Origin of the sequence: Streptomyces olivochromogenes, assembly GCF_021538895.1 — a bacterium.
In the GTDB taxonomy this organism is placed as follows: Bacteria; Actinomycetota; Actinomycetes; order Streptomycetales; family Streptomycetaceae; genus Streptomyces; species Streptomyces olivochromogenes_A.
Genome location: NZ_JADDRL010000005.1, coordinates 1 through 26264 on the forward strand (window position 1 = coordinate 1; position 26264 = coordinate 26264).

A 26264-nucleotide genomic window follows, 5' to 3' on the forward strand; every position below is an offset into this window, starting at 1 on the left:
GCCGATGCTGCGCCACCCCCTGGGCCTGCAGCGCGCCCTGCGACCACTCAAGCGCCGTATCGACGCGCCCGTCGGCCACCGCCTCGACGAACACGCGACGGTCGACCGCATCGCCCGCCTGGGCGCGGGCCCCGAGTGGTGGCTGCCGGTGCTGCGCCCCGCGCGGGAGCGCTGGCTGCGGCTGAACCTGGTGTACGACACCGGTCCCACGATGCCGGTCTGGCGCCCGCTGATCCGCGAACTGCGCACGGCGCTGGCCCAGTCGGGCGTGTTCCGCACGGTGGACGTGTACCGCGCCGACCCCGACGGCACGGTGGGCGGGCGCGGCGCGCACGCCCCGACCGACGGCCGTACCGTCACCCTGCTGATCAGCGACTGCATGGGCCCGCAGTGGCGGCAGGGCCCGGCGGGCGACGCCTGGTACGGCACCCTGCGCCGCTGGGCGGCCCTGATGCCCCTGGCGGTGGTCCAGCCCCTCCCGGAACACCTGTGGCGCGCCACCGCGCTGCCCGCCGCGCCGGGACTGCTCTCGGCCCCGTTTCCGGCGGCGCCGGCGGCGGCGCTGACCTTCTCGCCGTACGAGGAGGGGGTGGCCGACGGGGCCGTACCGCTTCCCGTGCTGGAGCCGGGGCCGGGGTGGCTGGCCAACTGGGCCGGGCTGGTGGCGTCCGTCGGCGGCACCGAATTCCCGGGCTCGGCCGCCCTGTTGGGCCGCCCCTGGGACACGGAGCCCCGCACCGACGTGTCCCGGCTGTCCCCCGAGGAACTCGTGCTGCGCTTTCGCGCGAAGGCGTCCCCGGCGGCGTTCCGCCTGGCCGGCCACCTCGCCGTCGGCCGCCCCGACCTGCCGGTCATGCGGCTGGTCCAGCGGGCGGTCGAACCGGACCCCCGGCCGCAGCATCTGGCCGAGGTCATCCTCAGCGGCATGCTCAGCGCCGTCCCGGGCCCGCCGGGCTCGTACGCCTTCCGCCCGGGCGTACGCGACCTCCTCCTGCGCGGCCTGCCCCGCTCCTCCCGAGGCCGCACCAGCGAACTCCTGGCCCGGATGGGCGGCTTGATCGAGGACCGCGCGGGCGCCGCCCCGGGCGAGTTCCAAGCCCTGGCCCCGACCCCGTCCCCCACGGGAACCGCCGCGCACGACGAGGCGTTCGCGACGGTGACACCGGAGAGCATGCGGCGGCTGGCCCAGGCCCCCCGCGAGCACACCCTGAACTTCTCCCTCCTCGGTGCGGTGCGTGTGACCCGGGACGGTCGGGCTCTCTCCCTCGAAGGGCCCGAGGAACAGGCGCTGTTGTGCATGTTGCTGCTGCGTGAGGGTGAGAGTGTCGGGCGGGACGAGTTGGCCGCCGGGGTCTGGGGCGAGCTCGGGCGAGGCGGGTCGCGTGAGCTGCTGGACCCGCACCTCGGTCGGCTGCGGGACGCCCTCGGTGCGGACGTCGTGGTCGTCGGGGACGCGTGCGCCCTGCGCCGCGATCGGGTGTCCGGGCCCGACGACGTGGACGTGTTCCGGGTGCGTCGTCTGGCCGCCGAGGCCGAGCGGGTCCACGCGGGCGGAGACCTGGCGCGTGGGCGTGAACTCGCCCAGGCCGCGCTGGAGTTGTGGCGTGGTGAGCCCCTGGAGGGGGTTCCGGGTCCGGCCGCCCGGGAGGTACGGGTCGAGCTCGAAGCCCTGCACCGCAGGCTTCGGGCCGTCCGGGACGAACCCGATCGGGCGGCGGACGGCTCCGGCGGCGATCCGGAGCGGCTCCGGTCCACCGTCGCCTTCCTGACCGACGAACTGACCGGTCACCCGGAGGCGCGCATCACCCTGGAGTACGCGGTCCACGAGGTGCTCTCCCGGGGCGCCCTCGTGCCCCGCCAGTACGAGGTGAAGGTCCTCCCGAACGGCTACCTCGTCCACGTCGACCCCACCGCCTACCTGCTGCCCGTCCTGGTCGCGATGCTGCGCGGACTCCCCGAGACCCTCGCCGGGCTGCCGGACCGGCCGCGCCTGCGGGTGCTGCTCTGGGAGGCGCCGGGCGCGCCCGCGGACCTGCCGGAGCCGCGCCGCCGCCCGGACACCGGCACCCAGGTCGTCATCTCCCCGGCCGTGTACGAGGAGTTCAAGGCCAGCTCCGCCGCACAGGGGTCCCACCGGTTCCTGCCGATGCACCGGCCCGCCGGCGACGCGGACGCCCCGCCGGTCGCCTGGTACTGCGCGCTGGCACCGGTGGCCCAGGAGTCCGAGGCGGGCGGCCTGGTGCAGGGCCCCTTCATCACCCGGGACCTGCACGAGCTCGGCGTCCCCGCCCCGGGCCGCACGGCCGTCGTCCACACCCGGCCCGACGGCCGGCTCGCCCTGCTCAACCCCGTCCAGCCGTACGGCACCCGCCCGCCCCGGCCGGAGACGTACTACTGGGTCGACCTCACCCCGTACCAGGACCGTCACACACTGTCCCTGCCGAGCTCCGGCAAGGGCACCTTCAGCGCCGCCGCCACCCTGTCCTGGCAGGTCGACAACCCGGTCGCCTTCGTACGCGGGGACGCCACCCGGGTCCCCGACCTGCTGCGCAAGCACCTGGTCGAGGTGGCGACCGGCATCACCCGCCGCCACCCGCTGCGCCACGCGGGCGCGGCCGAGCGCGCGGTGAACGCCGCGCTGCGCACCTGGCCGGTGCCGGGACTGTCGGTGACCTGCGCGGTGCGCCTGGCCCCGCAGGGGGCGCCCGTGCGGGTTCCGGAGCGGCCGGCCGAGCCGCGGCGTCCGGCGGCGGGCGTCCTGGCCGACGCCGAGACCGTACTGATCGGCTTCGACGGTCCCCTCGCCCGCCTGTTCTCGGCGCAGACCGCGCGCGAGGCCGCGCTCTCCCTGCTCTCCGTCGTCGCCGAGAACCGCCGCCCGGAGGACGCGCTGGCGGGCCGCTCGCTGACCGTCACGGGCGGGGCCGGGCGAGAGGGACTCGTGCACCCGCTGGACGTGCTGCGCGCCCTCGCGCACGACCCGCTCGGGCCCCTGGTGCGGGAGCGCCTCGACGACATCGAGCTGCGCGCGGTGGCCGACGCGCCCACCACCCACCGCTCCGTCGCGCTCGTCCGGACCCTGCTCGCCTCCGGCCGCCGCGTCTGCGTGGTGACGGACGTGTGCGACCGGGCCGTCAGCCGCTATCTGCACCCCTACGGCCTGCGCCTCGCCGGCATCCACGGCCGCAGCGAGAACCTCGGCCTGCTGATGCCGCACCCCGACTGCCTGCGGCGCGCCCTGGACGTGCCCGGCGCCGCGGACCACACCGCCGTCCTGATCAGCTCCTCGGTCGCCGAGCTCACCGCCGCCCAGCAGCTCGGTCTCCGTTTCGTCGGGTACGCCACCACGGCCACCACGGGTCAGCGCCTGCGCGAGGCGGGCAGCGAGGTGACCGTCTCGTCCCTCGAACCGCTCCTCGAAGCGGCCCGCGCCCACTGACGACCACCCACGCCGCGGCCAGGCACATGCAGGGGCCCTCAGGTGCGTTTTGTGGAGACTCTCGCCGCGTGTCGCGGCGAATTTCCCTCGTTCGGCCGCACCCCGCCCGGCCCCCTCCAGAAGGCGCGCCCCCGGCCACCCCCGGAGGATGAAGAAAAGGCCCGCCTTCCGGCGGCACCCCCACGGCCTGCGCACTCGGGAGGATCTGCCGTGACCGTCAGTCTGGAGCAGTTGCGCCGTTGCCACTTCGCCGTGGATCTGGGTGCGGCCCGGACCCGCGTCTACGTCAAGGGCGCCGGTCTGGTCGTGGACCAGCCGTCCGTCGCCGCCGTGAACACCCGTACCGGCGCGCTCATCGCGGTCGGTGAGTTCGCGGAGCAGATGACGGGCCGCACGCCCGACTACATCCGCGTGGTGCGGCCGGTGTCCGGCGGCACCGTCGTCGACATCGAGATGGCCCAGCGCATGCTGCGCCAGCTGCTCGGCGACAAGATGCGCCGCAGCCTGCGCCGCAAGCCCCGGCTGCGCGCCGCCGCCTGCACCCCGCACGACGCCGATCCGCTGGCCCAGCGGGCGACCATCGAGACGCTCGTCGGGCTCGGGGCACGGCGGGTCGAGCTCGTCGACACGCTCATCGCGGCGGCCGTCGGCTGCGGGCTCCCGGTCGAACGCCCCGAGGGCACGATGCTCATCGTGTGCGGGGCGGCCGCCACCCAGGTCGCCGTCCTGTCGCTGGGGTCGGTCGTGACCGCCCAGCGGATCTCGGTGGGCGGTGAGGCCGTCGACCACGCGATCGTGCAGTACCTGCGGCACGAGCACGAGCTGATGCTGCCCAGCCAGTCCGTACGTCCCCTGCAGCTCGCGCTGTCCGGGACCGGGCTCACCGCGCAGGGGCCGACGTCCACGGAGATCCACGGCCGGGACGTGGCCACCGGGCTCGCCCGCTCCGTGCTGGTCGACACCGCCGCGGTGCGTGAGGCCATCCAGGCCCCGCTGACGGCGGTCCTCGACGGCATCGGCAAGGTGCTGCGGGGCTGCCCGCCCGACCTGGTGGCCGACCTCGCCGACCGCGGGATCACGATGGTGGGCGGTTCCGCCCTGCTCCCCGGGTTCGACCAGATGCTGCGCCGGGCGACCGGCATGCCTGTCACCATCGCGGAACGGCCAGACGTGTGCGCCGTTCAGGGCATCGGCGCCATGCTGGAGGGCAGGATCGAGCCGCTCGTACTGGACCCGCTGGCCGCCTGACCTCGTAGGTCCCCCGCCCCCGTGATCAGGTCCGCGCGAGGTAGCAGCGGATCGTGGTCCCCGGCCCGCCCGTGTGCACCCGCACGAGGTCGGCGATCTGGTTGACCAGCAGCAGGCCGCGTCCCCCGCGCTGGTCGCGGGCGGCGGGGCGACGGCCCGCCAGCGGATCCGTCAGGCACCCCTCGTCGCGCACCTCGCACACCACGTACCCGGCCTCCGTCCACAGCCCGAGCGTGCCCGAACCACCGCCGTGCACCACGCTGTTGGTGGTCAGCTCGGCCACGATCAGCGCCAGGTCGTAGAGCCGGACGCCGGACAGGCCGAACCGGCCCGCCGCGCCGGTGGCGCGGTGCCGGACGTGGGCGAGGTTGGCTTCGTCGAAGGCGAACGACAGCGCGTGCGGCGCGGGCGGCAGCGGCTCGTTGTAGCGGGCGACGATGCGCTCGGGGGCGTACGCCCCGCTGTCCTGCCGGCCGAGGGAGCCGGACGGGATGACGACGGGGTGCGTGGCGTACGCGTCGGAGAGCACCCGGGTGTCGAGGCGGACGATGTCGTACGGGCACAGGATGGTCACCCCGCGGCCCCGGAACGCCGCGTTGATCAGCGCCTCGTGCTGGACGCAGGCCGGGTACTCGGCGCTCGTGCGGCCCGCCCAGATCGGCTCCCCGACGATGCGCACGCGCCGGCCGGACGGCTGCGCGTCGGCGAAGGCCCGCAGCACGCCGGGGATGATCCGGCCGGGGTTGCGTCCGGCCTCCCGCATGTCGAGGAGCCGTACGGACGCGGCGTCCGCGCCCAGCTCGTCCCTGATCAACCCCAGGTTCTCGGCGGGCACCGCCACCGCCACGGGTTCACCGGCGGCCAGCCCGTCGCGCACGAAGGGCACCGTGCCGGCCAGGTACTCCCGCTCGTCGCCGTAGAACAGGGCAGGGTGGACGAACGTTCCCGGCGCGGCGGTCATGACCTCCACACCTCGATCACCTCGCGAAGCGTCGATGCGTCTCTTCCGGCGGGCCTCCCTGGACTCCTCGCATGGCCGGGAGCATGCCCACGCCGTCTCCTTGGTCCTCCAGGGACACGGGTGCCCCGTCCGGGCCGCCCGCATCCCTCCCCGATCCCGGAATCCGCGACGCACCCCCGCTGCCCCTACAGGGTGTAGTACGCGGCCCGGGTACGGCGGGTCAGTACGGCAGGATCCGCCCCGACGGCGTCCTGCGGTCGATCTCCTGCCCGCGGGGAGCGGCGGGCCGACGGCTGACACGCACACGGATCCGACGGTCCATGACGCCCTCCCAGGAACTCGTTCGCGCTTCGCTCACCAAGCCTCGACCTCGGCCCGGTGTGGCACATCGTGCCCACGGAGGCTCCGGCCATGCCTCTCGGGCAGGAAGACGGCGAGGTCCGTCTCCTCCCGTAGGAGGAGACGGACCCCATGACACGCCCTGGAGTGACGGACCGTTCAGGAACCCGGCCCGCTCTAGCGGTTGACGGCCTGGATCTCCTGGACCGTCATGTCCTGCGTGGTCTCGAAGGTGCCGTCCGGCAGGTCGCCCTTCGCGCCGCCGGAGCCCTCCCAGGAGATCTGCCAGGTGATCGACGCCTTCAGCCGGTACGGCCGCCCGCCGCTCGCGCGCAGGTAACGGATGCCGCACGGCGGCGTCTTGTCGGCGGACCCCTTGGTGAAGGGGGTGCCGATCGAGCCGTCGTCGTTGATCCTGCAGTCGCCGGAAGCCGGGATGGTCTCGGCGTCGGCCGTGCCGGGATTCAGGTGCAGGGCGACCGGCTTGGCGGTCGTCTCCGCCCACACGCCCGCGTTCGGCAGCTCGGCACGGACCTTGACGTCCTTGAAGGTGGCCTTGTCCAGCCAGACCCAGGTCGGCACCTTCACGGTCGACCTGACCGTCGGCTTCAACTCGATCTCGGTCGACGGGACGTCGATCTTGTCGTAGGCGTAGGCGGCGAGGACGTCCGGGGTAGGGGCGTGCTTGTCCTGGGGCAGGGTGTTGGCGTTCTGCCAGAACAGGGTGCGCTCGCAGTCGTACGACGCGGGGTCGTTCGCCCGGTTCTTGTTGATCACGCCGCGCCAGAACATGCCGTCCTTGCCGACGTTGTAGTCCTTGTAGCCGGCGCCGCTCGCGGTCTCCGCCGTGCCCTTCTCGTAGTGATCCACCATCAGGTCCTCGCCCCAGCTGAGCGTGGGCGTGACGGGCACCAGGTCGCCGCCCTTCTTGAGCCGCTCCACGGCGTCCTTGAGCTGCTGGGGCGTGGCCACGGGCTCGTACCAGCAGGCCGGCGGCACCCAGTTGGGGTCCACGGCGGCGAGCGGCTTGCTCGACTTGCCGGACGAGCCGCCGCTGATCTGCGTGATCTTGATACGGGTCGTGGTGGCCGAGGCGGTGAGCGTGCCGTCGGAGGCGCCGCCGGAGGGGCCGTTGGGCGAGGACGGTGTCCGGTTGTTCTCGTCCCCGACGCCGTATGCGCCGGTCGATGACAGGACCAGGGCACAGGCCGATGCGGTCAGGAGGACCGACGCCTTCGCTGCGACACGCATCAGCCGCACGCTCCCGGCACCACGTTCAGGGACACGAGTTTCCATACACCCTGCGCGGTCCTTTCCAGCCTGGTGCGGTACTGCAGCACGTGCTCGTTCGTGTTCGGGGTGGTCGTGATCTTGCTGGTCCTACGGTTCTTCGTGGATGCCTTGCGCTCGTCGACGCAGTAGAAGAGCACGCCCGAGCCGCTGTCGTTGATGTGCACCTGCGGCTTGAAGACCGTGACCTTGCCGATCAGGGTCTCGCCGTCGTCGATGAACTGCTTGATCCACTTGTGGGCGCTCGGCAGGGTGGCATCCGAGTTGTAGAACGCGACCGCCTCGGAGTTCGGGTCGGCCTGGATGACCGCCGCATACTCCGAGCGCAGCTCCTCACGACCGTCGTTCAAAATCGCCTGCAGCTTCGGGTCACTGTTCGTCCAGCTCAAGAAGTCCGCCTGGAACTCCTTGGGCAACGTGATCGCCGGCCGCCCGGCGCCGCCCGGCGAGTCCGAGGCGGACGGGCTCGCCGAGGCCTTCCCGCCACCGCCGTCCGCACCCTTGATCTTGTCTGACGACGAGTCATCGCCTCCCCCCGAGCCACAGGCGGTCAGCAGCAGGGCCGCGGTTGCGGTGAGCGCGGCCGTGACGAGCCGGGCGGGGCGGTTCACTTTGTGACTCCCTCTTGGGGTGGGTGATTACGCAAGCGAACCAAAGCTATCGGTGGGGTGTAGGGAAACACCAGTTCGGATTCCATACGGAGAACGCGCATCGAGGCGCGGAATCAAAGGAGTTGGCGCCGCTCGCCAGGCGCAGCCGTTTGCCACAGCACCGTCATCGGTGGCCGCATCCAGGACGGGTTCGGTCTCCCGTAGTGGACTCAGCCCTGGAGCTTCATGCCCTTGGGTGAGGTGAGGCCCTTGTCCGGGTGGGCACGGAACGTTGCCGTCCAATTGGTGGGCGGGCAGGACGTGCCGTTGGGGTGTTGCTCCGTCAGTCCGGCCCGGGTGCTGTCCTCGACGACCGTGTCGCCGCTCTTCACGGAGGTCACGGTGAGCCGCACCGGCACGGTGGACCCACCGATGTCGTCGGGGAGGTGGACCGACAGCGAGGCGAACGGGTCGTCGGGACGGCCCGATGTCCGCTCCTCGCAGGTGCCGTCCACGCACAGCCGGATCCTCACCGCGTCCCGGCCGCCGAAGTCGGCGGGCCGCCACACGGCGGAGACGTGCGAGTCCGCGTCGGCCTGGGTGCACGGCGCGTCCTGGCCGAGGAGCGAGCATCCAGTCAGGGCAGCCGCCAGCAACGGCGTGAGAAGGGCACGGCGCATGTCAGTACCTCGCTGCTGTCGACGGTGTACACGGGGCCGCCGGAGTCACCCTTGGCCGTACAGGATCCGGACGTCTTCTATAGCCCCCCGTGTCGCCGGTGGGCAATCTGCCGCCCTCGTCGGCCGAGGCCGACTCCGCGACCGGCGCGACCAGTTCACCCGTCACCGGGCCGACAATTGAGCCGGCGTGTCAATGGCTGCCGAAACAGATGCCTCGTGCCTCATGACCGACCGCCCCCGTCCCGACCATTACGGGAACTGCGCACCCCTCGAAGAGGCGCCCGACGCTGACGAGGATGGGCCGGACGAGGGATTGTGCCCCGCCGCGTGACCGGCGTCCTCAATTTGTCCTCACGATCATGAAACCATGATGGCGAGGGGTCACCAAGATCCTGCCGTACACCGCACGCGACCAGCCAAGACGCTGGTCAAGACGTTTCTGCGCGGGTAGCGCCTGGTGGGGCGGGTGGGACTCGAACCCACGGCCGACGGATTATGAGTCCGCTGCTCTAACCGGCTGAGCTACCGCCCCATAGCGGCGTGTCGCGTACATGTGTGCGCGCCGTCTGCCGCAGCATAGCCGCTCATACGATCTCCTGCCTCGGATGGTCGGCTACACATGACCTTGAAGACTCCGCCGTGGCCTGCGCGGTTCCCCCCGGACATGAAAAAGGACCCCTGAGGGGGTCCTCTTCAGCATGCTCCCCCGACTGGACTCGAACCAGTAACCTGCCGGTTAACAGCCGGCTGCTCTGCCAATTGAGCTACGGAGGACCGAGCTCCCCCGACTGGACTCGAACCAGTAACCTGCCGGTTAACAGCCGGCTGCTCTGCCAATTGAGCTACGGAGGAATGCCTCGTTGCATCGAACGCACCTACCTGGGTATTCGCCAGGGGGCGCGCGCTCGCTGCGACACATACATTAGCGCAAGCAGGGGGGTGCTCCGCCAATCGGTACTCCCCGGCCCGGACGCCGCACCGGAGACCTACACGAGGGAAGGGTGGCCGCCATGCGTTACCGGCTCACGTTCATCGCCGGACTCGCCCTGGGTTACGTGCTCGGCACCAGGGCCGGGCGCGAGCGCTACGAGCAGCTGAAGAAGTCCGCCCGCCAGGTCGCGCAGAACCCGGCCGTCCGCAACACCGCGGAGACGGCCGCGCAGCAGGGCCGCGTCTTCGCGGGCAAGGCCCTCCACACGGTCAGCACGAAGGTCGGCGATCACATGCCCGACTCGGTCGCCCATCGCGTACGCGCCCTCAAGGACCGCCACCCGAACGGCGAGGTCGAGGACGACTGGGGAACCAGCAACACCTAGCCACCGGCCGAAATCGTGCCCCCCGGGGCCCGAGGAAGACCGCGACCAGCCACAACGCATCCGCCCCCGGCCGGCGCCACGCCCCCTGTGGCGCCTATGGCCAAAGCAGGCGGCGCGCTGCGGCAGAATTTGAGTCATGGGGATAGTCGCCGGGTTGGACAGCTCGCCCGATTTCACTCGCATCGTCGTCTGTGACACGGACTCGGGTGCCGTGCTCAGGCAGGGCTATGCGCCGCACCCGGTGGAGAACCCCGAGTCCGGCCGGCCCTCCGACGTCGACCCGCAGGCCTGGCTGCTGTCCCTCGGGGAGGCCGCGGGCGGCGGGCTCCTGGAGGGCGTGCAGGCGATCGGGGTCTCCGCCCAGCAGAACGCGCTCGTACCGCTGGACGCCCAGGGCAACACCGTGCGGCCCGCGATGGTGGGCGGCGACAAGCGGGCGCAGGTCGCGGCGGCCGATCTGGTCGACGCGCTCGGCGGCCGCGAGGCCTGGGCGCAGTCGGTGGGCTCCGTACCGCAGGCCGCGCAGCCGGTGACCAAGCTGCGCTGGCTGGCGAAGTCCGAGCCCGAGAACGCCCTGCGCACGGCGATGCTGCTGCAGGCGCACGACTGGCTCGTGTGGCAGCTGCTCGGGCGGCCGGTGCGGCGGACCACCGACCGGGGCGGCGCCTCCGGGACCGGGTACTGGTCGGCGGCCACCGGTGGCTACCGGCCCGACCTCGTCGAGCTGGCGCTCGGTCACCAGGCCATGCTGCCCGAGGTGATCGGCCCGTCCGACGCGGCCGGTACGACGCCGGAAGGGCTGCTGATCTCCGCGGGCACCGGCGAGACGATGGCCGCCGCGTTCGGGCTCGGCATCGGGCTGGGCGACGCGGTGGTGTCGCTGGGCGCCTCCGGCTCCGTGATGGCCGTCCACCCCGAGGCGCTCGCCGACCAGTCCGGGATGATCACCTCGCTGGCCGACGCCACCGGCATGCACCTGCCGGTCGTCACCACCCTGAACGCCGTACGGACCCTGCGCGGCACCGCCGAACTCCTCGGGCTGCCCGACCTGGAGAGCCTGTCCGACCTGGCGATGAAGTCGACGCCGGGGTCCCACGGGCTGGTCCTGCTCCCCTATCTGGAAGGCGAGCGGACGCCGAATCTGCCGCACACCGCGGGGACGCTGGCGGGGCTCAGGCGTGAGTCGATGAAGCCCGAGCACCTGGCGCGGGCCGCCTTCGAGGGCATGCTGTGCGGGCTCGCGGACGCCCTCGACGTGCTGCGTGGCCGGGGTGTCGACGTGCGGCGGATCTTCCTGCTCGGCCCGGTGGCCGAGCTGTCCGCCGTACAGTCCGCGGCACCCTCGCTGTTCGGCGCGCAGGTCGTCGTGCCGCAGCCCGCCGACTACGCCGCGATCGGCGCCGCCCGCCAGGCGGCCTGGGCGCTCGGCGTGTCCCAGGGCACCCTCGACCCGCGCACCCCGCCGATCTGGCAGGGGGCCGCCGCACAGGTCCTGGACCCCGGCGACGACCTGGCGGTGGGCCGGGCGGTGCGCCAGCAGTTCGTGTCGGTGCGGGAGCAGACCCATCCGGGGGCCTTCCGCTCCTAGCTGTCCCGCTCTTCAGCAGGTCCCGCCGGCCGGGGGTCCCTCAGGGCCCCCGCTATTGGGTTAATCCGGTTGAAGTAACACGGGTGGAGTGTCCGACGATAGGGGCCAGGGGCAACCACCGCCCCTATCGCCGACTCCGAGAGACGTAGCGTGCTCATACGACTTCTGAGGGCCCACCTCAGGCCCTACAAGAAACCCATCGCTCTCCTGGTGCTGCTGCAGTTCCTGCAGACCTGCGCCACCCTCTACCTGCCCACCCTGAACGCCGACATCATCGATCATGGTGTGGTCGAGGGTGACACCGGTTACATCCTCTCCTTCGGCGCCCTGATGATCGGCATCTCGCTGGCCCAGGTCGTGTGCAACATCGGTGCCGTGTACTACGGCGCTCGGACCGCCTCCGCGCTCGGCCGGGACGTCCGGGCCGCCGTCTTCGACCGCGTGCAGTCCTTCTCCGCGCGCGAACTCGGGCACTTCGGCGCACCCTCCCTCATCACCCGTACGACCAATGACGTGCAGCAGGTCCAGATGCTGGCCCTGATGACGTTCACCCTGATGGTGTCGGCGCCCATCATGTGTGTGGGCGGCATCGTCCTGGCCCTCGGTCTGGACGTGCCGCTGTCGTCGGTCCTGATCGCGGTCGTACCGGTGCTGGGCGTCTCCGTGACGCTGATCGTCGTCCGGCTGCGCCCGCTGTTCCGGTCGATGCAGGTGCGACTGGACACGGTGAACCGGGTGCTGCGCGAGCAGATCACCGGCAACCGCGTCATCCGCGCGTTCGTCCGGGACCCCTACGAGCAGGACCGCTTCGGCAAGGCCAACGGCGAGCTCACCGAGATGCAGCTGGCCACCGGCCGGATGCTCGCGCTGATGTTCCCGATCGTGATGACCGTGGTGAACCTGTCGTCGATCGCCGTGGTGTGGTTCGGAGCGCACCGCATCGACAGCGGCGGGATGCAGATCGGCGATCTGACCGCGTTCCTCGCCTATCTGATGCAGATCGTGATGTCCGTGATGATGGCCACCTTCATGTTCATGATGGTGCCGCGCGCGGAGGTGTGCGCCGAGCGGATCCAGGAGGTCCTGGGGACCGAGTCCAGCGTGGTGCCGCCCGTCGCCCCGGTCACCGAGCTGCGCCGGCACGGCCATCTGGAGATCCGCGGCGCCGGGTTCCGCTACCCGGGTGCCGAGGAGCCGGTGCTGAAGGCCGTCGACCTGGTGGCCCGGCCCGGTGAGACGACCGCCGTGATCGGCTCCACCGGCAGCGGCAAGTCCACGCTGCTCGGCCTGGTCCCCCGGCTGTTCGACGCGACCGAGGGCGAGGTCCTCGTCGACGGCGTCGACGTGGCGAGCGTCGAGGCGCGGCTGCTCGCGCGGACCGTCGGTCTCGTCCCGCAGAAGCCGTACCTGTTCGCGGGCACGGTGGCGACCAACCTGCGGTACGGCAATCCGGACGCCACCGACGAGGAACTGTGGCACGCGCTGGAGGTGGCGCAGGCCAAGGACTTCGTGCAGAAGCTGGAGGGCGGGCTGAACGCGCCGATCGCGCAGGGCGGCACCAACGTCTCCGGCGGCCAGCGCCAGCGGCTGGCGATCGCCCGGACGCTCGTGCAGCGCCCGGAGATCTACCTCTTCGACGACTCCTTCTCCGCGCTCGACTACGCCACCGACGCCGCCCTGCGCGGCGCGCTCGCCGAGGAGACCGCGGAGGCGACCGTGGTGATCGTCGCCCAGCGTGTGGCGACCATCCGGGACGCCGACCGGATCGTGGTCCTGGACGAGGGGCGGGTCGTGGGCACCGGCCGGCACCACGAGCTCATGGCCGACAACGAGACCTACCGGGAGATCGTGCTCTCCCAGCTGACGGAAGCGGAGGCCGCCTGATGGCAGGGCCCATGGGACGCATGATGGCCGGGGGCGGCCCCGACCAGCGCTCGATGGACTTCAAGGGGTCGGGCAAGCGGCTCATCGCCCGGTTCAGGCCCGAGCGTCTGACGATCTACGGGCTGCTGCTGTGCGTCGTCGTCAGCGTGGCCCTCAGTGTGATCGGGCCGAAGATCCTCGGCCGGGCCACCGACCTGGTCTTCGCGGGCATCGTCGGCCGGCGGATGCCGTCCGGCGTCACCAAGGAGCAGGCCCTCGACTCGCTGCGCGAGCGGGGCCAGGGCGCCGTCGCGGACATGCTCCAGAGCACCGACTTCACCCCCGGCAAGGGCATCGACTTCGACGCCGTCGGGAACGTCCTGGTGATCGCGCTGGGCACGTTCCTGGTGGCCGGCCTGCTGATGGCGGTGGCGACGCGGCTGGTCAACCGGGCCGTGAACCGCACGATGTACCGGATGCGCGAGGACGTGCAGGCGAAGCTGTCGCGGCTGCCGCTGTCGTACTTCGACAAGCGTCAGCGCGGCGAGGTGCTCTCCCGCGCCACCAACGACATCGACAACATCGGCCAGACGCTCCAGCAGTCGATGGGCCAGCTCATCAACTCGGTGCTCACCATCATCGGTGTGCTGGTGATGATGTTCTGGGTGTCGTGGCTGCTGGCCCTGGTCGCGCTGGCCACCGTGCCGCTGTCCTTCGTGGTGGCGACCCGCATCGGCAAGCGGTCGCAGCCGCACTTCGTGCAGCAGTGGCGCTCCACCGGCAAACTGAACGCGCACGTCGAGGAGATGTACACCGGGCACACCCTGGTGAAGGTGTTCGGCCGCCAGGACGAGTCGGCGCAGCTGTTCGCCGAGCAGAACGAGGCGCTGTACGAGGCCGGGTTCAAGGCGCAGTTCAACAGCGGGGTGATGCAGCCGCTGATGATGTTCGTGTCGAACCTGAACTATGTGCTGGTGGCCGTGGTCGGCGGGCTGCGCGTGGCGTCCGGCGCGCTGTCCATCGGTGATGTGCAGGCCTTCATCCAGTACTCGCGGCAGTTCTCGATGCCGCTGACCCAGGTCGCCTCGATGGCGAACCTGGTGCAGTCGGGCGTCGCCTCGGCGGAGCGGATCTTCGAGCTGCTGGACGCGGAGGAGCAGGAGGCGGACCCGGTCCCGGGCGAGCGGCCGGCCGAGCTGCGCGGGCGGGTCGAGCTGGAGCACGTGTCGTTCCGGTACGACCCGGAGAAGCCGCTGATCGAGGACCTGTCGCTGAAGGTCGAACCGGGGCACACGGTCGCGATCGTCGGCCCGACGGGCGCCGGCAAGACCACGCTGGTCAACCTGCTCATGCGGTTCTACGACGTCTCCGGCGGGCGCATCACCCTCGACGGCGTCGACATCGCCCGGATGTCCCGGGACGAACTGCGGGCCGGAATCGGCATGGTGCTGCAGGACACCTGGCTGTTCGGCGGCACGATCGCGGAGAACATCGCGTACGGCGCCTCGCGCGGGGTGGCCCGGGGCGAGATCGAGGAGGCGGCGCGGGCGGCGCACGCCGACCGGTTCGTCCGTACCCTGCCCGACGGCTACGACACCGTGATCGACGACGAGGGCACGGGGGTCAGCGCCGGTGAGAAGCAGCTCATCACCATCGCGCGGGCGTTCCTGTCCGACCCGGTGATCCTGGTGCTGGACGAGGCGACGAGCTCGGTCGACACCCGTACCGAGGTGCTGATCCAGAAGGCGATGGCCAAACTCGCCCACGGGCGGACCTCGTTCGTCATCGCGCACCGGCTGTCGACCATCCGGGACGCGGACACGATCCTGGTGATGGAGAACGGCTCGATCGTCGAACAGGGCGCCCACGCCGAGCTGCTGGCCGCGGACGGTGCCTACGCGCGGCTGTACAAGGCGCAGTTCGCGCAGGCGGTGGCCGAGGTCGACTGACCGTCGCCCGCCGCGGGGGGCCGCTCGCCGCGAGGTGAGCGGCCCCGTTCAGTCCAGGTAGCCCCGCAGCTGGTCCGCGAAGGCGTGGTCGCGGAGCTTGTTGAGGGTCTTGGACTCGATCTGCCGGATCCGTTCGCGGGTGACCCCGAAGATGCGCCCGATCTCTTCGAGGGTGCGCGGACGCCCGTCGACCAGCCCGTAACGCAGCTGGACCACCTTGCGCTCGCGCTCGCCCAGCGTGGACAGGACCGCCTCCAGGTGCTCGCGCAGCAGCAGGAAGGCGGCGGACTCCACCGGGCTGGTGGCGTCCCCGTCCTCGATCAGGTCACCGAGGGCGACGTCGTCCTCCTCACCCACGGGGGCGTGCAGCGAGACGGGCTCCTGGGCGAGCCGCAGCACCTCGCCGACCCGCTCGGGCGCCAGGTCCAGATGGGCGGCCACCTCGTCCGGTGTGGGCTCGTAGCCGCGCTCCTGGAGCATGCGCCGCTGCACACGGACGACGCGGTTGATGAGCTCGACGACGTGCACGGGTACGCGGATGGTGCGGGCCTGGTCGGCCAGCGCGCGGGACATGGCCTGCCGGATCCACCAGGTGGCGTACGTGGAGAACTTGTAGCCGCGGGCGTAGTCGAACTTCTCGACGGCCCGGATGAGCCCCAGGTTCCCCTCCTGGACGAGGTCGAGCATGGTCAGCCCGCGTCCGACGTACCGTTTGGCGACGGACACGACGAGCCGCAGGTTGGCCTCGATGAGCCGCCGTTTGGCCATCCGGCCCATGACGACGAGCCGGTCGAGGTCGAGGGCGAGCTCACTGTCGAGGTCGGGGGTGCTGCTGAGCTTCTCCTCGGCGAACAGGCCGGCCTCCACCCGGCGGGCGAGTTCGACCTCCTCCGCCGCGGTGAGCAGCGGGATGCGGCCGATCTCGCGCAGGTACTGGCGGAACAGGTCCGAGGAGGGGCCGCTGGTGTCGGCGCGGGCGGCGGCGGGCGGTTCGGCCGTCTCGGGGGCCTCGGCGGCTTGTGCCGCCAGCGCCTCCGCGGGCGGTTCCGCGGGCTCGGGCGGGCCCTCCTGCTCCGTCTCGGGGTGCAGCGCGACACGGTTCTGCGCGGGCACGGCGGCGACGGCGTCGGACTCCGGATCGGACTCCGCACCGTCCGTCGTGCTGACGTCGGTCTGGGCGAGGGTCTGGGTCTGCACGGGGGCGACCTCCAGGATGATCGCTGCCAAGGTGGGCGGCAGCGGTACTTCGGGGGCGGAGTCGACGGCCTCGCCGCTGTCCGTCCCGTACGCGATGAGAGGAACCGCGGGGGTGTAGGACCCGTGGGGGACGGATCGGCCGCGCTCCGAGGACTCAGGCACCGCAACCCAGTGTGGGGTAAGACACATCGCCGCCACGAGGGGCGTGCGGTGACTTTTTGCGTCCGGTCCGTGACCGCGCGGTTATCCCGACGTTCCCGGGGCGGCTAGAGAGCGGCCGTTCCCTGTTCGCGCAGTGCCTGTCCGTACTGCTGAAGGACCCACAACTCGTTCTGGACGGACGCCAGATGGGCGGGGTCGGCGTTGCTGCCGAGGCGGGTGAGGGTGATCTGGATGTCCTGGATGCGGCGGTCGACGGCGCGGCGGCGGACCCAGACGAGCTGTTCGCCGGCGTAGGACTCGTCGACCGTGCGGCGCATGATCGCCTCCACGGCCAGTTCGGTCACCATCGCGCGGACCGTGTCGTCGGGGGCCGCCTCGCGCACGCGGACCAGGTACTCCTGCGAGTCCTGTCCGCCGTACTCGGCGCCGCCCGCCTCCATGATCGCCTGGCGTACGGCCGCGTACGGCGGCGCGGTGAACTCGTCCACGCCGTACGCGTCGAAGGCCGGGGACACCAGTTCGGGGCGCTGCAGGGCCAGTTTGAGGAGTTCGCGTTCGGTGGCGTACACCGGGTTGCGGAGATTGAGCGCGGGGCCGGAGCCCGTGGGGTGGGGGGAGCGCGCCTCGTACTGCTGCTGGGGGCCGCGGGCCGGCGCCGGGCCCCGGCCGCCGCCCTTCTCGCGGGCCCAACGCGCCAACTGCGCCACCCGCTTGACCACGAACTGGGTGTCCAGGATGCCCAGCATTCCGGCCAGCTCCACGGCGACCTCGTGCTGCGCGCCGCTGTTCTTGATGCGGGCCACGATGGGCGCCGCCTCGTCGAGGGCGGCGGCCCGGCCGGCGGGGGTGTCGAGGTCGTAGCGGCTCACGATCTGGCGCAGCGCGAACTCGAACAGCGGGGTGCGCGGTTCGACCAGGTCGGCGACCGCCTCGTCGCCCTTGGCCAGGCGCAGCTCGCACGGGTCCATGCCGTCCGGCGCGATGGCGATGTAGGTCTCGGCGGCGAACTTCTGGTCGTCCTCGAAGGCGCGCAGGGCCGCCTTCTGGCCGGCCGCGTCGCCGTCGAACGTGAAGATCACGCGGGCCGAGCCGTTGTCCATCAGCAGCCGGCGCAGGATCTTGATGTGGTCGCCGCCGAAGGCCGTACCGCAGGTGGCGATGGCGGTGGTGACGCCGGCCAGGTGGCAGGCCATGACGTCGGTGTAGCCCTCGACGACCACCGCGCGGCTGGCCTTCGCGATGTCCTTCTTCGCCAGGTCGATGCCGTACAGCACCTGGCTCTTCTTGTAGATCGCCGTGTCGGGCGTGTTCAGGTACTTGGGGCCGTTGTCCGACTCGTACAGCTTGCGCGCGCCGAAGCCGACGACCTCGCCTCCGATGTCGCGGATGGGCCACATCAGGCGGCCGCGGAAGCGGTCGATGGGGCCGCGGCGGCCCTCCTGGGACAGGCCCGACAGGAGCAGCTCCTTGTCGGTGAAGCCCTTGCCGCGCAGATAGCGGGTGAGGTGGTCCCAGCCCTGGGGGCTGTAGCCGACGCCGAAGTGGACGGCGGCGGCCTGGTCGAAGCCGCGCTCGGCGAGGAAGACCCGGCCGGTCTCGGCCTCGGCGCCGGTGGCGAGCTGCTCGGCGTACCACTGGGCGGCGATCTTGTGCGCCTCGACCAGGCGGATGCGCTCGCCGCGCTGGTGGGCCGGGTTGTACCCGCCCTCCTCGTAGCGCAGCGTGATGCCGGCCTGGGCGGCGAGGCGCTCGACCGCCTCCGAGAAGGTGAGGTGGTCGACCTTCATCACGAAGGTGAGGGTGTCGCCGCCCTCCTGGCAGCCGAAGCAGTGGAAGAGTCCCTTGCTCGGGCTGACCTGGAAGGACGGCGACTTCTCGTCGTGGAACGGGCACAGGCCCTTGAGGTTGCCCCCGCCCGCGTTGCGCAGCTGGAGGTACTCGGACACCACGGCGTCGATCGGGACCGCGTCCCGTACCGCCTTCACGTCCTCGTCGTTGATCCGTCCTGCCACGTAGTGATTCTACGGGGGCGGACCGACAGTGCCGATGACGACGAGGGCTACGAGACGAGGCTGTCCAGCGGCACGTGCGGGTCCGCCAGGGCCTCCGTGTTCACCCGGGCCCGGGAGCGGATGAGGTTCTGGATGGGATCTGTGACGTCCCACACATTCACGTTCATCCCGGCCAGCACCCTGCCCTCCTTCAGCCAGAACGCGATGAACTCCCGCTTGCCCGCGTCGCCCCGGATGACCACCTCGTCGTACGACCCCGGGGGCGCCCATCCGCTGTACTCCATCCCCAGGTCGTACTGGTCGGTGAAGAAGTAGGGCACGCGGTCGTAGGTGACGTCCTTGCCGAGCATCGCGCGGGCCGCCGCCGGGCCGCCGTTCAGGGCGTTCGCCCAGTGCTCCACCCGGATGCGGGTGTCGAACAGGCCGAGCGGGAAGGCGGCGACGTCGCCGGCCGCGTAGATGTCGGGGTCGGAGGTGCGCAGCCGTTCGTCGACCTCGACGCCGCCGCCGTGCGCCCGGTCGACGATGCGCAGTCCCGCCGCCTCCGCGAGGCCGATGCGGGGGGCCGCGCCGATGGCCGCGAGGACGTCGTGCGCGGGGTGCTCCTCGCCGTCGTCGGTGCGGGCCGCGAGGACCATGCCGTCCTGGCCGACGATCTCGGTGAGCCGGACGCCGAAGCGGAAGCGGACGCCGTGCTCGCGGTGCAGCTCGGCGAAGACCGAGCCCAGCTCGGGGCCGAGGACGCCGTGCAGCGGGGTCGGGTGCGGCTCGATGACGGTCACCTCCGCGCCGTACTCGCGGGCCGCCGCCGCCACCTCCAGGCCGATCCAGCCGCCGCCGGCGATCACGATGTGGCCGTTGTCCCGGCCGAGGGCGGTCAGGACGCCCTTGAGCCGCTCGGCGTGGGCGAGGCGGCGCAGGTGGTGGACGCCGGCGAGTTCGGTGCCGGGGATGTCGAGCCGGCGCGGCTCGGCGCCGGTGGCCAGAAGCAGCTTGTCGTAGTGGACCAGGGTGCCGTCGTCGCCGAAGCGGACGGTCTTGGCCGAGCGGTCGATCTTGTCGACGGTCTGGCCGAGGTGCAGCTCGATGTCGTTCTGCGCGTACCAGGCGGGCTCGTGCACGAAGACGCTGTCGCGCTCCTCCTTGCCCAGGAGGTAGCCCTTGGACAGCGGCGGGCGTTCGTACGGGTGGTCGCGCTCGTCGCAGATCAGTATCACCCGGCCGGTGAAGCCCTCCGCACGGAGCGTCTCGGCCGCCTTCGCGCCGGCGAGACCGCCTCCGACGATGACGAATGTCTGATCCGCGTCGACCACTTGATGCCTCCTCGTAAGGGTGCCGCCACATGCGAGCGTCCCGCACGCAAGGTGCTGCGGGAAGAGGGAGTGACCCGATCAGGCCACCCTGGGTCACTTTCCTTTCACATATGCCCCGTCAGTCTCGCGTGCAGCGAGCGGGCCGAGGCGTCGGTCAGCGAGGCGATCTGGTCCACGATCACACGTTTGCGGGCACGGTCGTCGGGTGCCTCGTCGAACAGTGAGCGGAACTGCGGGTCCAGACCGTCGGGGGCGCGGGCGGTGAGCGCCTCGGCCAGTTCGGCGACGACGACCCGCTGGTCGGCGCGGAGCCGCTCCTGTTCGGCGCGCTGCATGACGTACCGGTCGGCGACCGCCTTGAGGACCGCGCACTCCATGCGGGTCTCGCGGGGTACGACGAGTTCGGCGTCGTAACGGGTGAGCCGGCCGTTGCCGTGGGCCGCCCGGGTGGCGGCCTCGGCGGCAAGGCAGAAGCGGCCGATGAGCTGGCTGGTGGCGTCCTTGAGGCGGGCCTGGGCGACCGCCGTGCCGTCGTACCCGTGCGGCCACCACTCCTGGTCCTGGAGCCGGTCGAGGGCCTCGGCGAGTTCGGCGGGGTCCGTGTCCGCGGGGACGTACCGGCCGACGGCGACCGTGAAGACCGCCTGCCGCTCGGGTTCGGCGTGCAGGCAGTTGGGGTCGATGTGGCCGGCGTGCAGGCCGTCCTCCACGTCGTGCACCGAGTACGCCACGTCGTCGGACCAGTCCATGACCTGGGCCTCGAAGCAGGTGCGGGTGCCGGGGGCGTGCTCGCGGACCCAGTCGAAGACCGGCCGGTCGTCCTCGTAGACGCCGAACTTGGGGGACTTGGCGTCGGTGGGGTGGGCGCCGCGCGGCCAGGGGTACTTGGTGGCGGCGTCCAGGGCGGCGCGGGTGAGGTTGAGGCCGACGGAGCCCTCGGCGGTGAAGCGCTTGGGCTCGATGCGGGTGAGGAGCCTGAGCGACTGGGCGTTGCCCTCGAAGCCGCCGCAGTCCTCGGCGAACTCGTTCAGGACCTGTTCGCCGTTGTGCCCGAAGGGCGGGTGGCCGAGGTCGTGGGAGAGGCAGGCGGCCTCGACGAGGTCGGGGTCGCAGCCGAGGGCCGCGCCCAGCTCGCGGCCGACCTGGGCGCATTCGAGCGAGTGGGTCAGGCGGGTGCGGGGGCTGGCGTCCCAGGCCTGGACGGAGGTCCCCCCGCCGCGGGCGGAGCCGAGGAGTTGGGGAAGTTCGAGGGGCGTGACGACCTGGGTCTTGCCGGCCAGGCGGCGCAGCGCCGCGCTGTGCAGGATGCGGGCGCGGTCGCGTTGGAAGGCGGTGCGACCGGGGCGTTTGTCCGGTTCGGGGGCCCAGCGTTCGACTGACGTCGGGTCGTAGGCGTCGGGGGGTGCGGTGCCTTCCATGCCTCGACAGTAGACGCCCGCTGGTCCGCCGGGTTCTGTTTGGGGGGCGGCCGCAGGTCGTTTTCGGCTGATCGCGCGGTTCCCCGCGCCGCTTCAGGCCGCTGTCGCGACCGGCAACGCCAGTGACCGGTCGTAGCGGTGCAGGACCAGGCGGGCCATCGCCTCGTGGGCGCCGAGGGGGGCCGAGGCCAGCCAGGGGGCCTGCTCCGCGCACTGGGTGGCGAAGCGGCCGGGGGCCATGAAGCAGGACGCCACGGCCACGCGGTGGTGGCCGCGTGCGGTCAGGGTGCGTACGGCCGTCCGGACGGTCGGTGTCGCGGCGGAGGCGTAGGCGGGGACCACGGGCACGCCGAGGCGGTCGGCCAGGAGGCGGGCGGTGCGGCGGGTGTCGGCCGCGGACTCGGGGTCGCGGGAGCCGGCGGCGGCGAGGACCACGGCGTCGGCGGGGCGGCCGGTGTCATCGGTCCCGGTGTCCCAGCCGGCCTCGACGAGGCGGGCGTACAGCGTTTCCACGAGGAGCGGGTGCGAGCCGAGCGGGTCGGCCACGCGCGTGCGTGCCGGGGAGGCGGCCGCCAGCTCGGGGATGTCCCGCTTGACGTGGTAGCCGCGGGTGAGCAGGAGCGGTACGAGCACGGCGTCGGCGTCGCCGAGGGCGGCGAGGGTGTCGGGCAGCAGTGGCTCGTTGAGCTCGATGTGGCCCAGGTGCACGGGCAGGCGGGGGCGCAGCTCCCGTACCCGCTCCGCGAGCGTGCGGACGGTGGTCAGCGCGCGCGGGTCGCGGCTGCCGTGCGCCACGAGGACGAGGGCGGGCGGGGCCGGGCGGCGCCGGCCGGGCGGAAAGGGGTTCGACGCCTTCATGAAAGGATCCTGACGGTCGGACGTTGCGCACCCGTTGCACGGTGGTGACAGGCGTTTTCCGGGCCTTCACGGCGCGGGCCCGTTCGATGTGAGGCGAACCGGATCACTGTTCGAGGCGTCCTCCAAGGGCGAGGACGATTCGGCAGGACTGGGGGACCGTATGAAGATCCGTCGACCGCGGCTGCCGCGCACGCGTGCCGGGCGCCGGCGGCTGGTGCAGGGTGTGATGGCCGCGTGCGTCCTCGCGCTGCTGCCGTCGACCTGGCTGTACGTGTCCACGGCCGACCGGCTGCGGACGACGGCGGACGTGCCGCGCGCGGAGGTCGCCGTCGTCTTCGGCGCGGGCCTGTGGCAGGGGGAGCCGTCGCCGTACCTCGCGCACCGGCTGGACGCGGCGGCGAAGCTGTACCGCGCGGGCCGTATCGAGGTCGTCCTGGTCACCGGGGACAACAGCCGCGAGGACTACGACGAGCCGGACGCGATGCGCGCGTATCTCGGCAAGCACGGCGTGCCGGACTCGCGGATCGTCAGCGACTACGCGGGCTTCGACACCTGGGACTCCTGCGTCCGCGCGAAGAAGATCTTCGGCGTCGACCGGGCCGTCCTCATCAGCCAGGGCTTCCACATCCGCCGCGCGGTCGCCCTGTGCGAGGCGGCGGGGGTCGACTCGTACGGCGTCGGCGTCGACGCCAAGCACGACGCCACCTGGTACTACGGCGGCACCCGCGAGGTCTTCGCGGCGGGCAAGGCAGCCCTGGACGCGGTGTTCGAGCCGGATCCCCGGTTCCTCGGCCGGAAGGAACGTGGCGTGGAACGTGCGCTGGCGAGCGGTCGGTGAGACGAAGATCCCCGCGGCCGGTGCCCGGCGGCCCGCCACGGCGTACGGTCGCGGCATGTCCGACACCGTGCGGTTCGACCTCGACGCGTATCTCGACCGGATCGGCTGGCGGGGCGGCCGGCGGCCCGACGCGGCGACCCTGAGGGGCGTGCACCTGGCCCACGCCCGGTCCATACCCTTCGAGAACCTGGACCCGCTGGCCGGTACGGCTCCTTCGCTGGCCCCGGCCGACCTGATCGCCAAGCTGGTGCGCGGCCGCCGCGGCGGCTACTGCTACGAGCACAACACGCTGTTCACGCTGGCGCTGGAGGCGCTCGGCTTCCGGGTGACCGGGCTCGCCGCCCGGGTCGTCCTGGGCGCCGACCGCCTCGACAGCCGGCCGCGCACGCACATGACGCTGCTGGTCGGGGCGCCGGGAGATCCGCAGCCGTATCTGGCGGACGTCGGGTTCGGGGCGGCCGGGGCGCTGCTGGAGGCGGTGCCGCTGACCGTGGACACCGAGTTCCACGACGCGGGGCGCCGGCACCGGTTCGTGCACGTGCCCCACGAAGGGCCGTTGGAGATGTGGGTACTTGAGGCCCATGAGCGGGGCGAGACGGCCTGGGGCGGCGGTGACGGCGCCTGGAGCGGTCAGTACGCGTTCACGCTGGAGCCGTTCTCCCGGCGCGACTTCGAGGTCTTCAACTGGCACGTCGGCACCAACCCGCGCTCCCCCTTCACCCAGCGCCCCTACATCCAGCGCACCACCGCCGAGCGCCATCTCTGCCTCGACGGCGCCCACTTCGTCGAGACCCGCGCCGACGGCACGGTCACCGAACGCAAGCTCACCGACGAGGCCGAGGCCCGGCGCGTCCTGGACGAGGACTTCGACATCACCGTGCCGCCGGGCCTGAGCCTCGGCATCACCGTGCCGCCGGGCCTGAACCTGCTGACCTGACCGGCCGGCCCCGCCGGGGCGATGGGACGACGGGGCAGCGCGCCCAGACCTAGCTCCGGGTGAGCCAGTCACCGCTCTCGATCCGGGTGCCCCGCGCGCGCAGGCGGGCGGCGACAGGAGGCGCGGCGACGTACACCCAGGCGCGCACCGTCCGCCCGTCGGCCCCCCGGACGACCGGCTTCGCCACCCGCTCGTACAGGTTCCGCGCGTCCCCGGGCGCGTACTCCTCCAACCGGTCGAGCGTGACGAGCAGTTGCTCGTACTCCTCCGGCAGCGGCGTGACCAGCTCGCCGGACACGACGCCGTCCGGTTCTTCCACGACGTACGGATATCCGGGCCCGTCGTACAGGGCCGCTCCCGCGAGCCGGGCCGGTTCCTCGGCCAGTGTGCGGCCGCGCAGGAAGACGTCGTGGTTGCCCTCACCAGGGCGAAGGGTGCCATAGACGAAGAACGGAAGGGTCACGGAAACGATTCTGTACCCCCTCCCTACCCACACACATCTCCTTGAAGGCGCTATGGACATGACATGTCATGCCCCTTTAAATCTCAGTCGACATCTGCGCCACCCCCACGCCTTCGAGGCGCCTCCCCAAGGAGACCGATGAGTCGGACACGGCACATCCGAGGATCCCGTCTCGCCACGGCCGGCATAGCCGCCACCACAGCGACCCTGCTGGCCGCCGCGCTCTCCCCCGCCGCCCACGCCGACGGCAGACCGAACCGGGCCACCGCGATCGAGAACGCGGCGTCCGCGCTCGTGCAGCACGCCACGAGTCTGGGCCTCACCACCGCCCAGGACACCGCGGTCCGGGACGTGATCGTCGACAAGGACGGCACCCAGCACGTCCGCTACAACCGCACCTACCGGCAACTCCCCGTGCTGGGCGGCGACTTCGTCGTCCACCTGGCCCCGAACGGCAACTACCGCAGCGCCGACCGCGCCACGCGCAGCCTGATCTCGCTCCCCTCCGTCACCCCGAAACTGTCGGCCCCGAAAGCCGCCGACCTCGCGGCGAACGCGCTGCGCGCCGCGAACCTCGGCGAGAAGCTGAGGAGCCTGAAGGCCAAGCCGGAGCTGGTCGTCGACGCCCTGCACGGCGCGCCGAAGCTGGCCTGGCGCACCAACGCGGTGGCCAAGGACTCCCTCGGCAACCCGGTCGCCCGCACCGTCCTGACGGACGCCCGCACCGGCGCGCAGATCGACGCCTGGGACAGCATCGAGACGGCGGGCGGCGACGGCAAGTCCCTCTACGGCGGGACCGTACCGCTGGAGACGACCCTCTCCGGCTCGACGTACCAGCTGAAGGACCCGACACGCGGGAACACGTACACCGGAGACGCGGCCAACAAGACCGACCTGTGCATCTTCGGCATCTGCTTCATCCGCGCCCCCGCAACCCTGTTCACGGACGCGGACAACCACTGGGGCACGGGCACGACCGCCGACCGCGCCTCGGCCGCGGTGGACGCCCAGTACGGCACCAACGAGACCTGGGACTACTACAAGAACGTCCACGGCCGCAACGGCATCGCCGGCGACGGCAAGGGCTCGTACAACCGCGTCCACTACGGCAACAACTACAACAACGCCTTCTGGGACGACAGTTGCTTCTGCATGACGTACGGCGACGGTGACGGCTCGATCTTCGGGCCGCTGGTGGCGCTGGACGTGGCCGGCCACGAGATGTCGCACGGCGTGACGTCCAAGACGGCGGCGCTGACGTACTCAGGCGAGTCCGGCGGCCTGAACGAGGCCACCTCCGACATCATGGGCACCCTCGTCGAGTGGTACGCGGGCAACTCCTCGGACCAGGGCGACTACCTGATCGGCGAGAAGATCGTCCGTCCCGGCTTCGGCAAGGCCGCCCTGCGCTTCATGGACAAGCCGTCCAAGGACGGCAACTCGGCGGACTACTGGAGCAGTTCGGTCGGCAACCTCGACGTCCACTACTCGTCCGGCGTCGCCAACCACTTCGCCTACCTCCTCGCGGAGGGCAGCGGCCCGAAGACCATCAACGGCGTCAGCTACGACTCGCCCACGTCCAACGGCTCGACGGTGACCGGCATCGGCCGGGACAAGCTCGGCAAGATCTGGTACCGGGCGCTGACGGTCTACATGACGTCCTCGACGAACTACAAGGCCGCCCGCACGGCCACCCTGAACGCGGCCAAGGACCTCTACGGCGCGGGCAGCACGGAGTACAACGCGGTGGCGGCGGCGTGGAGCGCGGTCAACGTGAACTGACCGTCAAGGACTCGTAATGCG

General features: G+C 71.8%; 19 protein-coding genes and 3 tRNA genes. 9 read left to right on the forward strand and 13 right to left on the reverse strand.

The features are described 5' to 3' along the window. Together IPZ69_RS03660 and IPZ69_RS03665 are read left to right on the forward strand one after the other, a co-directional pair. On the forward strand, positions 1–3439 hold a 3439-nt coding region (locus tag IPZ69_RS03660; RefSeq protein ID WP_235452183.1), incomplete at its 5' end, for an SAV_2336 N-terminal domain-related protein. A 210-nt stretch (positions 3440–3649) separates the two neighbouring features. Further along, entirely contained in the window at positions 3650–4687 is a 1038-nt protein-coding gene (locus IPZ69_RS03665) for a rod shape-determining protein (protein ID WP_235452184.1), read from the forward strand. Between the two features lie 25 nt (positions 4688–4712). Here IPZ69_RS03665 and IPZ69_RS03670 read toward each other — a convergent pair whose 3' ends face one another. The 7 genes from IPZ69_RS03670 to IPZ69_RS03700 all read right to left on the reverse strand — a co-directional run bounded on the left by IPZ69_RS03670 (position 4713) and on the right by IPZ69_RS03700 (position 9399). Beyond that, complete coding sequence (locus tag IPZ69_RS03670) at positions 4713–5648, reverse strand: anti-sigma factor RsbA family regulatory protein (protein WP_235452185.1); 936 nt, start codon at positions 5646–5648, stop codon at positions 4713–4715. Between the two features lie 516 nt (positions 5649–6164). Beyond that, entirely contained in the window at positions 6165–7238 is a 1074-nt protein-coding gene (locus IPZ69_RS03675; RefSeq protein WP_235452186.1) for a hypothetical protein, read from the reverse strand. Then, positions 7238–7888, reverse strand: a complete 651-nt coding sequence (locus IPZ69_RS03680) for a hypothetical protein (protein ID WP_235452187.1) — start codon at positions 7886–7888, stop codon at positions 7238–7240. Before IPZ69_RS03680 ends, IPZ69_RS03675 begins: the two co-directional genes overlap by 1 nt. 209 nt (positions 7889–8097) lie before the next feature. Next, positions 8098–8547, reverse strand: coding sequence for a hypothetical protein (locus tag IPZ69_RS03685; RefSeq protein WP_235452188.1), 450 nt, complete (start codon positions 8545–8547; stop codon positions 8098–8100). A gap of 455 nt (positions 8548–9002) precedes the next feature. Continuing rightward, a tRNA-Ile gene (locus IPZ69_RS03690) sits at positions 9003–9079 on the reverse strand. A 169-nt stretch (positions 9080–9248) separates the two neighbouring features. After that, positions 9249–9321: transfer RNA gene (locus IPZ69_RS03695), tRNA-Asn, on the reverse strand. 5 nt (positions 9322–9326) lie between these two features. Then, a tRNA-Asn gene (locus IPZ69_RS03700) sits at positions 9327–9399 on the reverse strand. Between the two features lie 158 nt (positions 9400–9557). Between IPZ69_RS03700 and IPZ69_RS03705 the strand changes: the two genes are divergently transcribed. From IPZ69_RS03705 to IPZ69_RS03720, 4 genes are all read left to right on the forward strand, one after another. Next, positions 9558–9863 carry a YtxH domain-containing protein gene (locus tag IPZ69_RS03705; protein ID WP_235452189.1) on the forward strand — a complete coding sequence of 102 codons (306 nt, stop codon included), beginning with the start codon at positions 9558–9560 and terminating at the stop codon, positions 9861–9863. A gap of 136 nt (positions 9864–9999) precedes the next feature. After that, positions 10000–11451 (forward strand): FGGY family carbohydrate kinase, encoded by a 1452-nt coding sequence (locus IPZ69_RS03710; protein ID WP_235452190.1) that lies wholly within the window; start codon positions 10000–10002, stop codon positions 11449–11451. 150 nt (positions 11452–11601) lie between these two features. Continuing rightward, a complete protein-coding gene (locus IPZ69_RS03715; protein WP_235452191.1) occupies positions 11602–13335 on the forward strand; it encodes an ABC transporter ATP-binding protein in 1734 nt (577 codons plus the stop codon). Then, positions 13335–15263: an ABC transporter ATP-binding protein gene (locus tag IPZ69_RS03720; protein WP_235452192.1), complete on the forward strand. Its 1929-nt coding sequence runs from the start codon at positions 13335–13337 to the stop codon at positions 15261–15263. Before IPZ69_RS03715 ends, IPZ69_RS03720 begins: the two co-directional genes overlap by 1 nt. A gap of 48 nt (positions 15264–15311) precedes the next feature. Here IPZ69_RS03720 and IPZ69_RS03725 read toward each other — a convergent pair whose 3' ends face one another. The 5 genes from IPZ69_RS03725 to IPZ69_RS03745 form a co-directional block, all read right to left on the reverse strand. Then, a complete protein-coding gene (locus IPZ69_RS03725) occupies positions 15312–16622 on the reverse strand; it encodes an RNA polymerase sigma factor (RefSeq protein WP_235452193.1) in 1311 nt (436 codons plus the stop codon). A 104-nt stretch (positions 16623–16726) separates the two neighbouring features. Further along, positions 16727–18634, reverse strand: a complete 1908-nt coding sequence (gene dnaG / locus IPZ69_RS03730; protein ID WP_235452194.1) for a DNA primase — start codon at positions 18632–18634, stop codon at positions 16727–16729. A gap of 47 nt (positions 18635–18681) precedes the next feature. After that, complete coding sequence (locus IPZ69_RS03735) at positions 18682–19947, reverse strand: NAD(P)/FAD-dependent oxidoreductase (protein ID WP_235452195.1); 1266 nt, start codon at positions 19945–19947, stop codon at positions 18682–18684. A gap of 104 nt (positions 19948–20051) precedes the next feature. Beyond that, a complete protein-coding gene (locus tag IPZ69_RS03740; protein ID WP_235452196.1) occupies positions 20052–21365 on the reverse strand; it encodes a deoxyguanosinetriphosphate triphosphohydrolase in 1314 nt (437 codons plus the stop codon). Positions 21366–21458: 93 nt separating this feature from the next. Then, complete coding sequence (locus tag IPZ69_RS03745) at positions 21459–22223, reverse strand: sirohydrochlorin chelatase (RefSeq protein ID WP_235452197.1); 765 nt, start codon at positions 22221–22223, stop codon at positions 21459–21461. A gap of 160 nt (positions 22224–22383) precedes the next feature. Here IPZ69_RS03745 and IPZ69_RS03750 point away from each other — a divergent pair, with 160 nt between their 5' ends. After that, entirely contained in the window at positions 22384–23061 is a 678-nt protein-coding gene (locus tag IPZ69_RS03750) for a SanA/YdcF family protein (protein WP_235452198.1), read from the forward strand. 55 nt (positions 23062–23116) lie between these two features. Further along, positions 23117–23998 (forward strand): arylamine N-acetyltransferase family protein, encoded by an 882-nt coding sequence (locus IPZ69_RS03755; RefSeq protein ID WP_235452199.1) that lies wholly within the window; start codon positions 23117–23119, stop codon positions 23996–23998. Between the two features lie 49 nt (positions 23999–24047). Here the strand turns inward: IPZ69_RS03755 and IPZ69_RS03760 are convergent, their stop codons facing one another. Then, positions 24048–24461 (reverse strand): gamma-glutamylcyclotransferase family protein, encoded by a 414-nt coding sequence (locus tag IPZ69_RS03760; protein WP_235452200.1) that lies wholly within the window; start codon positions 24459–24461, stop codon positions 24048–24050. A 138-nt stretch (positions 24462–24599) separates the two neighbouring features. Here IPZ69_RS03760 and IPZ69_RS03765 point away from each other — a divergent pair, with 138 nt between their 5' ends. Next, a complete protein-coding gene (locus tag IPZ69_RS03765; RefSeq protein ID WP_235452201.1) occupies positions 24600–26243 on the forward strand; it encodes a M4 family metallopeptidase in 1644 nt (547 codons plus the stop codon). Positions 26244–26264: the final 21 nt, after the last annotated feature.

What these genes read in the sequence shown, in the direction of transcription:
- IPZ69_RS03740 (WP_235452196.1), bottom strand. Translation starts at nt 21,365, where the DNA reads ATGGAAGGCACCGCACCCCCCGACGCCTACGACCCGACGTCAGTCGAA.
- IPZ69_RS03750 (WP_235452198.1), top strand. Translation starts at nt 22,384, where the DNA reads ATGAAGATCCGTCGACCGCGGCTGCCGCGCACGCGTGCCGGGCGCCGG.
- IPZ69_RS03745 (WP_235452197.1), bottom strand. Translation starts at nt 22,223, where the DNA reads ATGAAGGCGTCGAACCCCTTTCCGCCCGGCCGGCGCCGCCCGGCCCCG.
- IPZ69_RS03670 (WP_235452185.1), bottom strand. Translation starts at nt 5,648, where the DNA reads ATGACCGCCGCGCCGGGAACGTTCGTCCACCCTGCCCTGTTCTACGGC.
- IPZ69_RS03710 (WP_235452190.1), top strand. Translation starts at nt 10,000, where the DNA reads ATGGGGATAGTCGCCGGGTTGGACAGCTCGCCCGATTTCACTCGCATC.
- IPZ69_RS03705 (WP_235452189.1), top strand. Translation starts at nt 9,558, where the DNA reads ATGCGTTACCGGCTCACGTTCATCGCCGGACTCGCCCTGGGTTACGTG.
- IPZ69_RS03675 (WP_235452186.1), bottom strand. Translation starts at nt 7,238, where the DNA reads ATGCGTGTCGCAGCGAAGGCGTCGGTCCTCCTGACCGCATCGGCCTGT.
- IPZ69_RS03685 (WP_235452188.1), bottom strand. Translation starts at nt 8,547, where the DNA reads ATGCGCCGTGCCCTTCTCACGCCGTTGCTGGCGGCTGCCCTGACTGGA.
- IPZ69_RS03720 (WP_235452192.1), top strand. Translation starts at nt 13,335, where the DNA reads ATGGCAGGGCCCATGGGACGCATGATGGCCGGGGGCGGCCCCGACCAG.
- IPZ69_RS03755 (WP_235452199.1), top strand. Translation starts at nt 23,117, where the DNA reads ATGTCCGACACCGTGCGGTTCGACCTCGACGCGTATCTCGACCGGATC.
- IPZ69_RS03765 (WP_235452201.1), top strand. Translation starts at nt 24,600, where the DNA reads ATGAGTCGGACACGGCACATCCGAGGATCCCGTCTCGCCACGGCCGGC.